This is a genomic window from Shewanella sp. 1311 (assembly GCF_059338235.1).
The window spans coordinates 4,847,801-4,861,489 of sequence record NZ_CM181686.1; the positions used below are offsets into that span (position 1 = coordinate 4,847,801).

General features: G+C 46.1%; 13 protein-coding genes. 11 read left to right on the forward strand and 2 right to left on the reverse strand.

The genetic code is table 11. The features are described from left to right. Positions 1 to 3 precede the first annotated feature (3 nt). From AC5YB3_RS21340 to AC5YB3_RS21365, 6 genes are all read left to right on the forward strand, one after another. A complete protein-coding gene (locus tag AC5YB3_RS21340; RefSeq protein ID WP_006081978.1) occupies positions 4 to 2,835 on the forward strand; it encodes a 2-oxoglutarate dehydrogenase E1 component in 2,832 nt (943 codons plus the stop codon). A gap of 31 nt (positions 2,836 to 2,866) precedes the next feature. After that, positions 2,867 to 4,057 (forward strand): 2-oxoglutarate dehydrogenase complex dihydrolipoyllysine-residue succinyltransferase, encoded by a 1,191-nt coding sequence (gene odhB / locus AC5YB3_RS21345; RefSeq protein WP_006081977.1) that lies wholly within the window; start codon positions 2,867 to 2,869, stop codon positions 4,055 to 4,057. Between the two features lie 105 nt (positions 4,058 to 4,162). Next, positions 4,163 to 5,329 (forward strand): ADP-forming succinate--CoA ligase subunit beta, encoded by a 1,167-nt coding sequence (sucC, locus tag AC5YB3_RS21350; protein WP_006081976.1) that lies wholly within the window; start codon positions 4,163 to 4,165, stop codon positions 5,327 to 5,329. Beyond that, complete coding sequence (gene sucD / locus AC5YB3_RS21355; RefSeq protein WP_006081975.1) at positions 5,329 to 6,201, forward strand: succinate--CoA ligase subunit alpha; 873 nt, start codon at positions 5,329 to 5,331, stop codon at positions 6,199 to 6,201. The genes sucC and sucD overlap by 1 nt, the downstream gene beginning before the upstream one ends. A 424-nt stretch (positions 6,202 to 6,625) precedes the next feature. Continuing rightward, complete coding sequence (gene rnk / locus AC5YB3_RS21360) at positions 6,626 to 7,033, forward strand: nucleoside diphosphate kinase regulator (protein WP_063884201.1); 408 nt, start codon at positions 6,626 to 6,628, stop codon at positions 7,031 to 7,033. A gap of 109 nt (positions 7,034 to 7,142) precedes the next feature. Next, positions 7,143 to 7,640: a GNAT family N-acetyltransferase gene (locus AC5YB3_RS21365; protein ID WP_006081973.1), complete on the forward strand. Its 498-nt coding sequence runs from the start codon at positions 7,143 to 7,145 to the stop codon at positions 7,638 to 7,640. Positions 7,641 to 7,721: 81 nt separating this feature from the next. Here the strand turns inward: AC5YB3_RS21365 and fur are convergent, their stop codons facing one another. Further along, positions 7,722 to 8,153, reverse strand: coding sequence for a ferric iron uptake transcriptional regulator (gene fur / locus AC5YB3_RS21370; RefSeq protein WP_006081972.1), 432 nt, complete (start codon positions 8,151 to 8,153; stop codon positions 7,722 to 7,724). Positions 8,154 to 8,410: 257 nt separating this feature from the next. Here fur and cobB point away from each other — a divergent pair, with 257 nt between their 5' ends. From cobB to corA, 4 genes are all read left to right on the forward strand, one after another. Then, entirely contained in the window at positions 8,411 to 9,142 is a 732-nt protein-coding gene (cobB, locus tag AC5YB3_RS21375) for a Sir2 family NAD+-dependent deacetylase (RefSeq protein WP_494526128.1), read from the forward strand. Continuing rightward, complete coding sequence (locus AC5YB3_RS21380; protein ID WP_494526129.1) at positions 9,139 to 9,588, forward strand: ATP-binding protein; 450 nt, start codon at positions 9,139 to 9,141, stop codon at positions 9,586 to 9,588. Before cobB ends, AC5YB3_RS21380 begins: the two co-directional genes overlap by 4 nt. Before the next feature lie 363 nt (positions 9,589 to 9,951). Further along, on the forward strand, positions 9,952 to 10,323 hold the full coding sequence (locus AC5YB3_RS21385) for a hypothetical protein (protein ID WP_494526130.1): 372 nt from the start codon (positions 9,952 to 9,954) through the stop codon (positions 10,321 to 10,323). 126 nt (positions 10,324 to 10,449) lie between these two features. Next, positions 10,450 to 11,397: a magnesium/cobalt transporter CorA gene (gene corA, locus AC5YB3_RS21390; protein WP_006081968.1), complete on the forward strand. Its 948-nt coding sequence runs from the start codon at positions 10,450 to 10,452 to the stop codon at positions 11,395 to 11,397. Between the two features lie 187 nt (positions 11,398 to 11,584). On the opposite strand, the gene AC5YB3_RS21395 is transcribed toward corA, so the two are convergent. Continuing rightward, complete coding sequence (locus tag AC5YB3_RS21395) at positions 11,585 to 12,850, reverse strand: HD-GYP domain-containing protein (protein WP_494526131.1); 1,266 nt, start codon at positions 12,848 to 12,850, stop codon at positions 11,585 to 11,587. A 118-nt stretch (positions 12,851 to 12,968) separates the two neighbouring features. Here AC5YB3_RS21395 and AC5YB3_RS21400 point away from each other — a divergent pair, with 118 nt between their 5' ends. Further along, a complete protein-coding gene (locus AC5YB3_RS21400) occupies positions 12,969 to 13,664 on the forward strand; it encodes a 2OG-Fe(II) oxygenase (RefSeq protein WP_494526132.1) in 696 nt (231 codons plus the stop codon). The last annotated feature ends 25 nt before the right edge of the window (positions 13,665 to 13,689 follow it).

The following is a 13,689-nucleotide window of genomic DNA, read 5'->3' on the forward strand; positions in this document are numbered from 1 at the left end:
GAAATGCACCAAGGCATCATGAAAGCCTGGCTCGAATCATCTCACTTAAGTGGTGCAAATTCGACCTACGTAGAAGAGATGTATGAAGCCTATCAAGAAGACCCACAGTCAGTCGCTGATGATTGGCGTGCGGTATTTGATAATCTCCCTCCTGTGAACGGTGCCTCTGTTGATGCGCCTGAAGCTGCTCACTCAAAAGTACGTGATTATTTTCGCAGTTTAGCGTTAGAAGGACGCCATAAGAGCTCTGCTCGTGTGACGGATCCTGAAATGGATGCTAAGCAAGTTAAAGTCCTGCAGTTAATTAACGCCCATCGTTTCCGTGGTCACCAAGGTGCTAACCTTGACCCGCTTGAACTGTGGAAACGCGAACCCGTTGCTGATTTAGATCCTGCCTTTCACGGCCTGACTAAAGAAGACATGGATCGTGAGTTTAATACAGGTTCTTTTGCTCATGGTGGCGAAACCATGAAGCTCGCGGATTTGGTAAAAGCGCTGAAAGCCACCTACTGTGGTTCTATCGGTGCTGAATATATGCATATTACCGATACCGATGAGAAACGCTGGATCCAACAACGTCTCGAACCTTCCTTAGGTAAAGCTAACTACGATAAAAGTGTTAAGACACGCATTCTTGAAGGCTTAAACGCCGCAGAAGGCATTGAAAAATACTTAGGTGCTAAATTCCCTGGTGCGAAACGTTTCTCGTTAGAAGGCGGTGATGCGTTAGTGCCTATGATGCGTGAAATTATTTATCGTGCAGGTGAAGCGGGTACTAAAGAAATCGTCGTCGGTATGGCTCACCGTGGTCGTCTGAACGTGTTAGTGAACGTGTTAGGTAAGCGTCCTGCTGAACTGTTTGACGAGTTCGCGGGTAAGCATGCTGATACCCACGGTTCGGGTGACGTTAAGTACCACCAAGGTTTCTCCTCTGATTTCGAAACGCCGGGCGGCAATGTGCATTTAGCACTGGCCTTTAACCCATCGCACCTTGAAATCGTTAACCCTGTGGTCATTGGTTCTGTACGTGCCCGTCAAGACCGTCGCGGTTGTAAGGATGGCTTACAAGTCATGCCTATTACTATTCACGGTGACTCTGCCATTGCGGGTCAAGGGATAGTACAAGAGACATTCAACATGTCTCAAACTCGCGGTTTTACTGTCGGCGGCAGTATTCGCATCGTAGTGAACAACCAAGTGGGTTTCACGACGTCTAACCATGCGGACACTCGCTCGACTGAATACTGTACTGACATCGCTAAGATGGTTCAGGCACCGATTTTCCACGTTAACTCTGATGATCCAGAAGCCGTTGCTTTTGTGTCGCAGTTAGCCGTTGATTATCGTAACGAGTTCAAACGTGATGTGGTGGTTGAATTAGTCTGTTATCGCCGTCATGGCCATAACGAAGCCGATGAGCCAAGTGCAACTCAGCCGCTGATGTATGCCAAGATCAAGAAACACCCAACACCACGTAAGATTTATGCAGATAAGCTAATCGCTGAAAACGTGATGGCTGCTGATGATGTGACTGGTCTTATCAATAATTACCGTGATGCATTAGATCAAGGTGATTGTGTGGTGAAAGAATGGCGCCCTATGACGCTGCATTCTGTTGACTGGACACCGTATATCGGTCGTGAGTGGGACGAAGCGTATCAAGCCTCTATGTCGGCTGAGCGTTTACAAAGTCTTGCTGACAAAATGAGTTATGTGCCTGAAAGCCATCCATTGCAATCACGCGTTGCTAAGATTTATAGCGACCGTTTAGCAATGGCGAAAGGCGAGAAGCCACTCGATTGGGGCTTTGCAGAAACCTTGGCTTATGCCTCGATTCTGGAAGACAACAAGCGCGTACGTATTACGGGTCAAGATTCTGGCCGTGGCACTTTCTTCCATCGTCATGCGGTATTGCACAATCAAAACGATGGCACGACTTATATGCCACTGCGCAACATCGCCGATGAGCAAGGCCCAGTTGATATTACTGACTCAGTATTATCTGAAGCCTCAGTGCTGGCCTTTGAGTATGGTTATGCGACTGCAGAACCCGGCGGCCTGACCATTTGGGAAGCGCAGTTTGGTGACTTTGCTAACTGTGCCCAAGTGGTTATCGACCAGTTCTTGTCATCGGGTGAGCAGAAGTGGGGCCGTTTATGTGGTCTGACTATGCTGTTACCCCATGGCTATGAAGGTCAAGGCCCTGAGCATTCAAGCGCCCGTTTAGAGCGTTTCTTGCAAATGTGTGCTAACCACAACATGCAAGTGTGTGTGCCTTCTACGCCGGCACAGGTTTACCATATGTTGCGCCGTCAAGTGGTGCGTCCTATGCGTCGACCACTCATCGTTATGTCGCCTAAATCATTGTTACGTCATCCATTAGCGGTTTCAAGCTTGGACGATTTAGCCAGTGGTAGTTTCCAAAACGTGATCGGTGAAATCGATACGTTGGAAGCGAGCAAGGTTGACCGCGTTGTCTTCTGTAGTGGCAAAGTGTACTTCGAGCTACTGGAAAAACGTCGTAGAGAAAATATCACTAACGTAGCGTTAATCCGTGTCGAACAGTTATATCCGTTCCCACATGATGAAATGATCGTTGCTTTGGCTGATTACCAACATGTTAAAGATTTTGTTTGGTGTCAGGAAGAGCCACAGAACCAAGGTGCTTGGTACTCTAGTCAACACCATTTCTGGGCCGCGGTTCCTGCAGGTGCACAGTTAACTTATGCCGGTCGTGAAGCGTCAGCTGCGCCAGCATGTGGTTACCCTGAGTTGCACGCACATCAGCAAGAATCTTTAGTGAACAGTGCCCTGAAACTTACAATCACACTGTAGTAATAGACATTTTATAAAAGGATAGTTTTTCATGAGTATCGAAATCAAGGTACCCGTACTACCAGAATCTGTTGCCGATGCCACGATTGCCACTTGGCATGTGAAAGTGGGCGAGCAAGTTTCTCGTGATCAAAACCTGGTTGATATTGAAACCGATAAAGTGGTTCTTGAAGTGGTTGCGCCAGAAGATGGCCACATTGGCGAGTTTTTGTTTGAAGAAGGCGCCACTGTTCTGGGTGAACAAGTGATCGCTAAATTCATCGCCGGTGCTGTATCGGGCAAAGAAGTCACTAAAGCGCAAGCTGAAGCGGCAACGCCTGCAGCTGAAACCAGCGATGAAAGCAGTGATGCGTTAAGCCCATCTGTACGCCGTTTACTGGCTGAGCACAATGTTGATGCCAGCAAAGTAAAAGGCACAGGTGTGGGTGGTCGTATTACTAAAGAAGACGTTGAAGCTTTTGTTAAGTCTGCCCCTAAAGCAGCGGCGCCAGCAGCACCTGCTGTGGCTCCATTAGCGGCTGGCCGTAGCGAGAAGCGCGTGCCAATGACACGTCTGCGTAAGACAATCGCTAACCGCTTGTTAGAAGCGAAAAACTCTACCGCTATGCTCACGACGTTTAACGAAGTGAACATGAAGCCAATCATGGATATCCGTAAGCAATACCAAGATATCTTTGAAAAGCGTCACGGTATCCGTTTAGGCTTTATGTCTTTCTACATCAAAGCTGTGACTGAAGCGCTGAAACGTTTCCCAGAAGTCAACGCGTCTATTGATGGCGATGATATCGTTTATCACAACTACTTCGACATCAGCATCGCAGTATCAACGCCACGTGGTCTGGTAACACCAGTGTTACGTGACACTGATACCATGAACTTAGCTGAAATCGAAAAAGCTGTCCGTGACTTAGCCCTTAAAGGTCGTGACGGTAAGCTGACTGTGGCTGACATGACTGGCGGTAACTTCACTGTGACTAACGGTGGTGTGTTCGGTTCATTGATGTCTACACCGATTCTTAACCTGCCACAAAGCGCGATTTTAGGCATGCATGCCATTAAAGATCGCCCAATGGCAGTCAATGGTCAGGTTGAAATCCTGCCCATGATGTACCTGGCACTCTCATATGACCATCGTATTGTTGATGGCCGTGAGTCTGTTGGTTTCTTGGTGGCGATTAAAGACTTCCTAGAAGACCCAACTCGTCTGCTGCTTGATCTATAAGCCAACTCGCTAAGAGTTTGCGCTTAACGAAATAGCCAGACATACCCTCGTGACTGGCCCAAACGGGCCAGTTGGATTTGATTAGAAGTATACGGATAGATCATCATGAATTTGCATGAGTATCAGGCAAAATCCTTATTTGCCGAATATGGTTTACCAGTGTCAGAAGGTTTTGCATGTGATACAGCCCAAGAAGCTGTAGAAGCGGCAGGCCATATTGGCGGAAATTTATGGGTTGTTAAGTGTCAAGTACACGCTGGCGGCCGCGGTAAAGCGGGTGGCGTTAAAGTCACTGGCGATAAAGAAGAAATCAGAGCCTTTGCCGAACACTGGTTAGGCAAAAATCTGGTGACTTATCAAACTGATGAGAAAGGTCAGCCAGTTGCTAAAATTTTAGTAGAAAGCTGCACCGACATCGCTAACGAACTGTACCTAGGTGCCGTTGTTGACCGCGCGACTCGTCGCGTAGTGTTCATGGCGTCGACTGAAGGTGGTGTTGAAATTGAGAAAGTGGCAGAAGAAACGCCAGAACTCATCCACACTGCAATCATCGATCCTTTGACTGGTCCACAAGGTTATCAAGCACGTGATCTTGGCTTCAAGTTAGGTTTAAACCCAACCCAAATGAAGCAGTTCACTAAGATTTTCATGGGTCTGGCGACTATGTTCGTTGATCATGATTTCGCATTGCTTGAAATCAACCCGCTGGTTATTACCACTGAAGGCAACCTACACTGCCTAGACGGTAAAATCGGTATCGACGGTAACGCACTTTACCGTCAACCAAAAATCAAAGGCATGCACGATCCATCACAGGATGATGCCCGCGAAGCTCACGCTGCTAAGTTCGAACTGAACTATGTAGCATTAGACGGTAACGTTGGCTGTATGGTGAACGGTGCTGGTCTGGCTATGGGTACTATGGATATCGTTAACTTGCACGGTGGCAAGCCAGCGAACTTCCTAGACGTAGGCGGCGGCGCGACTAAAGAACGTGTAGCAGAAGCTTTCAAAATCATTCTGTCTGACAGCAATGTGAAAGCGGTTCTGGTTAACATTTTCGGCGGTATCGTACGTTGTGACATGATCGCAGAAGGTATTATCGGCGCTGTTAAAGAAGTGGGCGTTAAAGTACCTGTTGTGGTTCGTTTAGAAGGTACTAACGCTGAACTTGGCCGTGAAGTATTAGCTAAATCAGGTCTTGATATCATTGCAGCTACCAGTCTGACTGACGCGGCTGAGCAAGTTGTTAAAGCTGCGGAGGGCAAATAATGTCTGTCTTAATCAATAAAGATACCAAGGTAATTTGCCAAGGTTTCACTGGCGGTCAAGGTACATTCCACTCACAACAAGCTATCGATTACGGTACGCAAATGGTGGGCGGTGTGTCTCCTGGTAAAGGCGGTCAAACTCACTTAGGTCTGCCAGTGTTTAACACTGTGAAAGACGCCGTTGCTGCGACTGGCGCGACTGCTTCTGTGATCTATGTACCGGCTCCTTTCTGTAAAGATGCCATTCTTGAAGCTATCGACGGTGGCATTGAGCTTATCGTTTGTATCACTGAAGGCATTCCTACACTGGACATGCTGCAAGTTAAAGTGAAGCTTGAAGAAACTGGCGTTCGCATGATCGGCCCTAACTGCCCAGGCGTTATCACCCCAGGTGAATGTAAGATCGGCATCATGCCAGGTCACATCCACTTAAAAGGCAAAGTGGGTATCGTTTCTCGTTCAGGTACTCTGACCTATGAAGCGGTTAAGCAAACGACTGATGAAGGTTTCGGCCAATCTACTTGCGTAGGTATTGGTGGTGACCCAATTCCAGGTACTAACTTCATCGACGTATTGGAAATGTTCCAAAACGATCCACAGACTGAAGCGATCGTGATGATCGGTGAAATCGGTGGTAACGCTGAAGAAGATGCGGCTGCTTACATCAAAGCACACGTGACTAAGCCTGTTGTGTCTTACATTGCTGGTGTAACTGCACCTGCTGGTAAGCGTATGGGCCACGCTGGCGCGATTATCGCTGGCGGTAAAGGTACTGCAGAAGACAAATTTGCTGCATTAGAAGCAGCTGGCGTGACGACTGTCCGCTCGCTAGCTGATATCGGCAAAGCGCTGCGTATTCGTACAGGTTGGTAAGCTAACCTTACGATTATAAAAGGCGCCTAAGGCGCCTTTTTTATTGGCTGTAAAATACTAATCGGATTGTGATAGGTATAAGCTGCAAAACACAGTAAATGATAGGAATGGGATTGAGCTAACACCATGAAGACTAGATATTTTTTCTTCTACGGGTTAGATTGATGCTTCTCTGCTCGGCAGTCGCCTGCTCCATGGGCGAGCATAGCGTGAGTAGGACCATTAACCATGAGCCAAGTGCTTATGGCTTCAGTGCTGTTTCTGCAAAATATCTTGAATTCAAATTTATATCACACGGTTGCAGCTTTTCGCTGCGAGCGTATTTGTATTATGGGGCTTACCGCATTGGGGGAGGGTAAGCCACTGAGTCGATGTTAGCCACAGTAACGGCTTGAACATCACGTTTCTTTACGAGGGAAAGACTGTGAAAACACCTAAAATCATTATTTCGGAAATCGACTTAGAAAGACTAGAGCGATTATTAGAGTCACTGCCGGCAAATACGTTTCCGGGCAAAGCGGCATTGGAGGCTGAATTAGACAGAGCCGATATCGTACCTGCGTCGCAGATGCCAGCGAATGTGGTGACCATGAATTCGGAAGTGAAATTTAGCGTTTCATCTAGTAATGAGACCTTCTGTTTACGGTTAGTGTATCCAAAAGACGTAAATGGCGCGGGCACGATTTCAATTTTGGCACCAGTGGGTAGCGCATTATTAGGGCTGTCCCAAGGCGATGAGATTGAATGGCCAGGCCCTGGTGGTTCCATGGTAAAAGTGCGTATTGAAGAAATATTGTATCAGCCTGAGCGCAGCGGTGATTTTCACCGTTAAGATTTATATATTGGACATACACTGGCGTAGTATCGTTGACCTTACGCCAGTGATGACCATGCTAACGATTGGCTGATGTGTTAAGCGATCCATTCTTGAAGGAGTAAAAATGATAACCCAAACTGAACGGTTAATTATTCGGCCATTTACCGAGCAAGATTGTGAAGCCCTGTATTTGATGAACAGTAATCCGGCGATGCTGAAATACATTCCCTCTGCCGCTTTTACGTCTCGAGAGCAGGCGGTTGAGTTATTTCACCAGGTGATCCAAGGCGATTATCAGCAACATGGTTTTGGCCGTTGGGCGGTAGAACACAAAGCCGACAAGCGTGTGATCGGATTTTGTGGTCCTAAATTCATTCCAGAATTTAATGAAGTCGAGTTAGGTTATCGTTATTTCCCAGAGTATTGGGGCACAGGGATTGGCACTGAGGCCGCATCTGCTGCATTAGCCGAATTTAAGCGCTTTGGGATTGAACAGACGATTGCACTTATCTTAGAAGGGAATCTCGGCTCCGAAGGCGTGGCTAAGCGCGTTGGCATGCACTGGCGTGAGCAAAATGAGTTTATGGGACATAAAGTGAATATCTACGCCAAGGTGTTATAGCGGTTTGCCTGTTCACATCATCCAATAAAAAACCAGCCTCAGGCTGGTTTTTTGTGTCACGCTGATGAAAGCTGAAGTCGACTAAGCGTCGTTATGCTCACAGGTATCATTGGTGCAAGTGCCATACAAATATAGGCTGTGATTAGTCAGCTTAATGTTGTGTTTCATGGCAATTTCATCTTGACGACGTTCAATCATATCGTCAGAAAATTCAATTACTTTGCCACATGATAGGCAAACTAAGTGATCATGATGATGCTGAGTTGAGAGTTCGAAAACGGCTTTACCGCTTTCAAAATGGTGACGACTGACAATACCTGCATCATCAAATTGGTTTAACACACGGTAGACGGTGGCTAGACCAATTTCTTCACCCAAATCGAGCAGCTTCTTGTACAAATCTTCTGCGCTGATATGTTGGTTTTCAGGCCCTTGCATCAGTTCTAGGATCTTGACTCGTGGCAGGGTAATTTTCAAACCCGCTTTTTTTAGCGCTTGATTTCCATCTGTCATTGCTAATCTCTTGATTGCAGAACCAATAGGTTCATCCGTGGATAGTGTTTGCCATTATAGGGTCTCAGGTTGAAAACTTAAACCTTTGTTCTGGCTTTATGGGGCGATATGCAGATAAATTGTGTCAATAGGCGTTAAATCACAATATTTTACGGCAATTCAAGCATAGTTTTTGTATGGTTATACCAAGGAATAATATTCACGACCGTCAAAGTCAGTGAGAATAATTCAAATAAATAAAATAATAAGGAATCGGCATGTACCAGCAAATTGTGGTGTTAACCGGCGCAGGGATCTCTGCTGAGTCGGGATTACGCACCTTTCACGATCAAGATGGTCTGTGGGAAGAACATCATATTGAAGACGTGGCTACGCCAGAAGGGTATGAACGTGATGCTGAGCTTGTGGAACGCTTTTACAATAGTCGTTGGCAGCAATTGCACAGTGGCACGGTTGAGCCCAATGCGGCGCACCTTGCCTTGGCTAAGTTAGAGGCAGAATTTCAAGGCCAGTTATTGGTTGTGACCCAGAATATTGATGATTTGCATGAGCGTGCGGGTTCACGTCGATTGCTGCACATGCATGGCGAGCTATCTAAAGGGCGCTGCCCGCGTTCACGTCAGACCTTTATTCTGCGTGAGCCTTTTGGTGTCGATAATTGTTGTACCTGCTGTATTCCTGCCCAGCGTTTACGCCCCCATGTGGTGTGGTTTGGTGAAATGCCCTTGGGGATGGACCGTATCCACGATGCGCTGGATAACTGCGACTTGTTTATTGCCATTGGCACCTCTGGCACTGTGTATCCTGCCGCGGGCTTTGTGGATACCGCTAATCATCACGGCGCGCAAACAGTAGAAGTGAATATGATGGCACCCGATAGACACAGTCAGTTCCAGTATCATTTGACTGGCAAAGCGGGGGAGTTAGTGCCTCAGTTGGTTGAGACTATTTTAGCGGGCCGAGTGATTGGCAGTGAGTCGAACACATGAGTGATAAAATCGCGATAATTATGCGTGGTTTACCGGGCAGTGGTAAGTCACATTGGGTTGAAACTTATATTCTTTCCCTTCCTTTAGAAAAAGCCATCAGCGTGCGCCAACGCGGCGTATTTTCGACCGATAGCTTTTTCTATCACCAAGATGAATACCGCTTCGATGCCAAGAAGTTACCTGAGTACCATCAATGTAATTTGGCGGGGTTTATTCAGGCGCTGTCTTCAGGCGAGCCCGTGGTGATTTGCGATAACACTAATCTGTGCCGCTGGGAATACATGGCCTATGAAGCGGCGGCAAAAGCCTTAGGTTATCAAGTCCGAATTATGCTGATAGGCGAACCGAGCAATCCTGCTCATCAGTTGGAATGCGCAAAACGTAATCGTCATGGCGTGCCTTTGGCGCAAATTCAACGTATGGCAAAGGTATTTGAGGATTTTTAATCTAAGTGGCTTATCATCATGAGTGCCGTGACGCTTTTGTCGCGGTAAATCTGATTAGGCCTTTGCCTTTTATTTTACCTATGGCCCGCGATGTTTTCGTCCTGTCATTTTTTGTTCTGTAACAAGGCTGTTGTACTCTGTTTCAAACCACTGCTTTTGCATACTGTTACTCGCCATTTTCCTTATCTCTTTAGCTGTGAGCCTTAAGCTTGATCCCAAAGACAGTTTATCCACTTAAGTCAGCGTATGATGGTCAATGTATAATGCGCGAACTTATGTGTGGCATTGACGAGTTAATGCTCGATTGTAGTTGGCATTATATTAATTATTGCGCGCAGGCTAAGTACATCAAAGGAAGGGGCCATGCTCACTAAAATTTTACTGACAGTCTTAGTCATTGCTGGCGCTTGGTTTTTGCTGATGAAGCGCCAGCGACAAATTGTGCCTCAGGCCGCGAATATCAGCACTAAACGTTTAAATGAACCCATGTGGCGTCGTTATTTACTCACAGGCGTGTTTGTGGTGCTCGGACTGAGTGTGCTCAGTTATAGTGTTTGGTATTGGCGCGATCAGCACAAAATAGTCACGGTAAGAATCGTGTCACCCAATGCTGACAACAATGGTGAGTATCGCGTGCGTAAGGGTGATATTTCAGATTCCAAAATGGTGACGCTCGATGGCATCTATATTCGCTTTTCGACCCAAGAACGGCTGGCAATCATCGAGACCGATTAAGGCATATTTATTTTACTAAATTATCTTTCGCGCCTTTTCATTGCCAACTTATGCGGTAAACTAGCGACAATTTTTTAGCCTGCACTTAAGTGGGATCGTTAACTTAAGTTTTTTTCAGGAGGACAAATGATTACTGCTTATGTGTATGAAAATCGTCACCTTACCGTGACAGAGCTCGGCATACTGGACAGTATTCCCGCATCGACCATTTGGTTAGATCTGTATAAACCCGATGATTCGGAGCGAGAATGGTTAAGTCATTTTTCTGTTGAAGAAGTGCCTGACGAAGAAGATATCAATGAAATTGAGGCCTCGGCACGTTTTTATCAAAACAGCGATGGCCTGCATATCAATTCGTTATTCCCCCAGCGTGTCGGCCAAGATGTGCGTGGCGTTAACGTGTCCTTCAACCTTCGCACCAATTTTTTACTGACAATCCGTGAAGAAGACGTGGGTCTTATCCGCTTGCTGCGTAACTATTTGCGTCTGGGCCGGTTAGATGTGTCGACGCCGCAGGAACTGTTTCTCGAATTATTTAATCTGAAAGTGGATTATCTGTCTGACTTAATCGAAGACGTTTACACAGTTCTCGAAAATGTCGGTGAGCAAGTATTTGATAACGATGAGCTTGACGATGTATTTAAGCTTATCACTCTACAAGAGGACTCCAATGGTAAAATCCGTTTGAGTTTACTCGATACCCAGCGTTCACTGCGTTATATGCAACGTTACTATCGTGGCCAGCTATCCGATGAGCACTTGAAGGACTTGCGGGAAATGTTGTCGGATATCGAGTCGCTGATGCCCCACAGTCAGTTTATTTTCGATAAGTTAAACTTTTTGCTTGATGCGGCCATGGGTTTCAGTGGTCTACAACAGAACAAAATCATTAAAATCTTCTCGGTTGCCGCTGTAGTGTTTCTGCCGCCGACCTTGATTGCCAGTAGTTATGGGATGAACTTTACCAGTATGCCTGAGCTTGAGTGGCAATACGGTTACCCTATGGCGATTGTGATGATGTTAGCCAGTGCCGCCGGTACTTACTTCTTCTTTAAGCGCAAGCATTGGTTATAAGTCAGGCGCTAGTAGCGTTGGTTTCTCAAATTAAAAAAGAAGGGTCGAATGCAATATTCGCCTCTTCTTTTTATCACTGCTATTTAATCACGTTTATTCAATGACTTTTACCAACGAGTTTGACTCGATGACTTTGAATAAATGCGTGAAATCCGTTAGGCATGAATCGCTGAGCCTATTAACTAAATCACTGTTTACGACTATCGCCGCCAAAGTAGTAACTTACTCGTTCGCGGGGATTCAGGTACTCGTGGACTTTTTCGGGAAGCGCCGCAGGCGGTAAGCAGCGCACTATGCTGATCCCTTCAATCTCTAAATCAACGATAGGCGCTTGATCTTTAGGGACTAACGCATCGTAAACCAATATCTTAGGGCATAGCAGCTTGCTTAAGTTAACTGACATCACCATGGCATATTGACCGCTGGATAATTCCACCACACTGCCAGGAGGATAAATGCCCAACATCTTGATCATCTTGCCAATATATTCTTGATTGAGCTTAGTCTTGTATTGCTTGTACAAATGCCCCAGAGCGGCATAGGGCATTCTGGCTCTGCCCTGTTGGCTTGGGTAACACAGGGAATCATATTCGTTCACTACCGCAATCAATTGCGATACTTTGTCTAACGCCTCTTCCTTTAAGCCTTTGGGATAACCACTGCCATCGAGACACTCGTGGTGATTGGTGATGGGAGCCAAGGCCGCTTGGGGGAAATTATCGGCTAATTTGAGCAGTTCTATCCCAAGTAACGGATGCTGCTTGATAAAGTTAAGCTCTGGTGCCGACCAAGGGGTCGATTTTTTAAGAATTTGTGGCGGGACTTTTAATTTACCCACGTCGTGGAATAGGGCACTGAGACCCACTGTTTCAATCTCACTTCTATCCCATTCGAGTTCTTTGGCGATCAACATAGAAAGAATCGCGACGTTCAAAGAATGGTAGTAAATGCTTTCATCCTGCTTAGCATCGCTCATCAAATGCAGCACTAAGTTATCTGAGTTGAGCAGCTGTTCGACTATGGTGTGCACCAAATCTTTAGCGTCATCGACCGCATTTAAGGGGCGATTACGCAGCTTAGATATGAGGCTACGCATCATGGCGACCGAGCGGGTAAAGTTTTGCTCGGTTTTATGAATGTCGCGGCGTAATTTCTTTTGCACTTCGATTTGTTCGGCCTTGTACTGATCCATGTCGTTTTTAAGCACATTGATTTCAGCACTTGGCGGTAATTTGATTGGGTTGACCGCATCAGCATGTAACGGGGCGACGTCGCTACGTTCTAAATCGACGATGACATGTTCTATGCCCAGATTTTTAATCAACTCGATTTGCGCAGCTTGTTTAATATGAAAGCTACTGAATAAAAAGGGATGATCTTTCCAAGCCACGGGCAAACGCACAAAGTTGCCGACTTGAAGTTGATGGACTGAGACTTTACAGCTTTTTTTCATATTCTTGTTATCGTGAAGCCTAATGTGGGTTATTTTATCTCAATGATGCTGCTTTACAATTACTTAACTAACATGTCAGCATAGTAAGCCTAGAAAGTAGCCAATCCATTGAGGAAGTATGGACTTTATTGAAGTATACCCTAATGCGTTGCCGAATGACTTGTGCGACCGTCTCATTCTGGCATTTGAGCAACATGCTGGCGTTGTCGATGGACAAACGGGCAATGGCGTTGATCTGGAGAAGAAGATCAGCCGCGATTTGACCTTAGATAGTTTCGCCGACTTGCAGCCCCTCAGAAACGAACTCTTAGGTTATACCTTAAAGGGCGCGGTAGATTATTTCACAAAGTATTCAATGGCGTTAATGGGCGCTGTCGCTGTGTCTGTGAGTGATGAACAAGGCCAACCTGTAACGCTAACCCCTGCTAATTTTGCGGCGCTGGGTGCACCTAGAGCTGATGGCTTAGTCAAGTATTTGTATCGCAGTGGCAGTATTAATGTTCAAAAGTATCAGCAGAATAAAGGCGGTTATCCCCACTGGCATTCGGAGCAATTCCCGCAGAATGGTCACAATGAAGCCTTGCATCGCGTCGTGCTTTACATGTTTTATTTAAATGATGTGGAAGAGGGCGGTGAAACCGAATTTTATTATCAGCAGCGTAAAATTTCCCCGAAAAAAGGCACTATGGTGATAGCACCTGCGGGATTCACTCATACGCATAGGGGCAATAAACCTGTGAGTGGTAACAAATACATTGCTACCTCTTGGATCATGTTCAATCGAGCTGAGCAGTTATACGCTGTGATTGCCTGATAAGTATGAGTATCCACATAGTTAC

Coding starts and splice junctions, on each gene's coding strand:
- AC5YB3_RS21340 (WP_006081978.1), top strand. CDS start 4: ATGCACCAAGGCATCATGAAAGCCTGGCTCGAATCATCTCACTTAAGT.
- AC5YB3_RS21395 (WP_494526131.1), bottom strand. CDS start 12,850: ATGAAAAAAAGCTGTAAAGTCTCAGTCCATCAACTTCAAGTCGGCAAC.
- AC5YB3_RS21400 (WP_494526132.1), top strand. CDS start 12,969: ATGGACTTTATTGAAGTATACCCTAATGCGTTGCCGAATGACTTGTGC.
- corA (WP_006081968.1), top strand. CDS start 10,450: ATGATTACTGCTTATGTGTATGAAAATCGTCACCTTACCGTGACAGAG.
- AC5YB3_RS21380 (WP_494526129.1), top strand. CDS start 9,139: ATGAGTGATAAAATCGCGATAATTATGCGTGGTTTACCGGGCAGTGGT.
- sucD (WP_006081975.1), top strand. CDS start 5,329: ATGTCTGTCTTAATCAATAAAGATACCAAGGTAATTTGCCAAGGTTTC.
- fur (WP_006081972.1), bottom strand. CDS start 8,153: ATGACAGATGGAAATCAAGCGCTAAAAAAAGCGGGTTTGAAAATTACC.
- cobB (WP_494526128.1), top strand. CDS start 8,411: ATGTACCAGCAAATTGTGGTGTTAACCGGCGCAGGGATCTCTGCTGAG.
- sucC (WP_006081976.1), top strand. CDS start 4,163: ATGAATTTGCATGAGTATCAGGCAAAATCCTTATTTGCCGAATATGGT.
- AC5YB3_RS21365 (WP_006081973.1), top strand. CDS start 7,143: ATGATAACCCAAACTGAACGGTTAATTATTCGGCCATTTACCGAGCAA.
- AC5YB3_RS21385 (WP_494526130.1), top strand. CDS start 9,952: ATGCTCACTAAAATTTTACTGACAGTCTTAGTCATTGCTGGCGCTTGG.
- odhB (WP_006081977.1), top strand. CDS start 2,867: ATGAGTATCGAAATCAAGGTACCCGTACTACCAGAATCTGTTGCCGAT.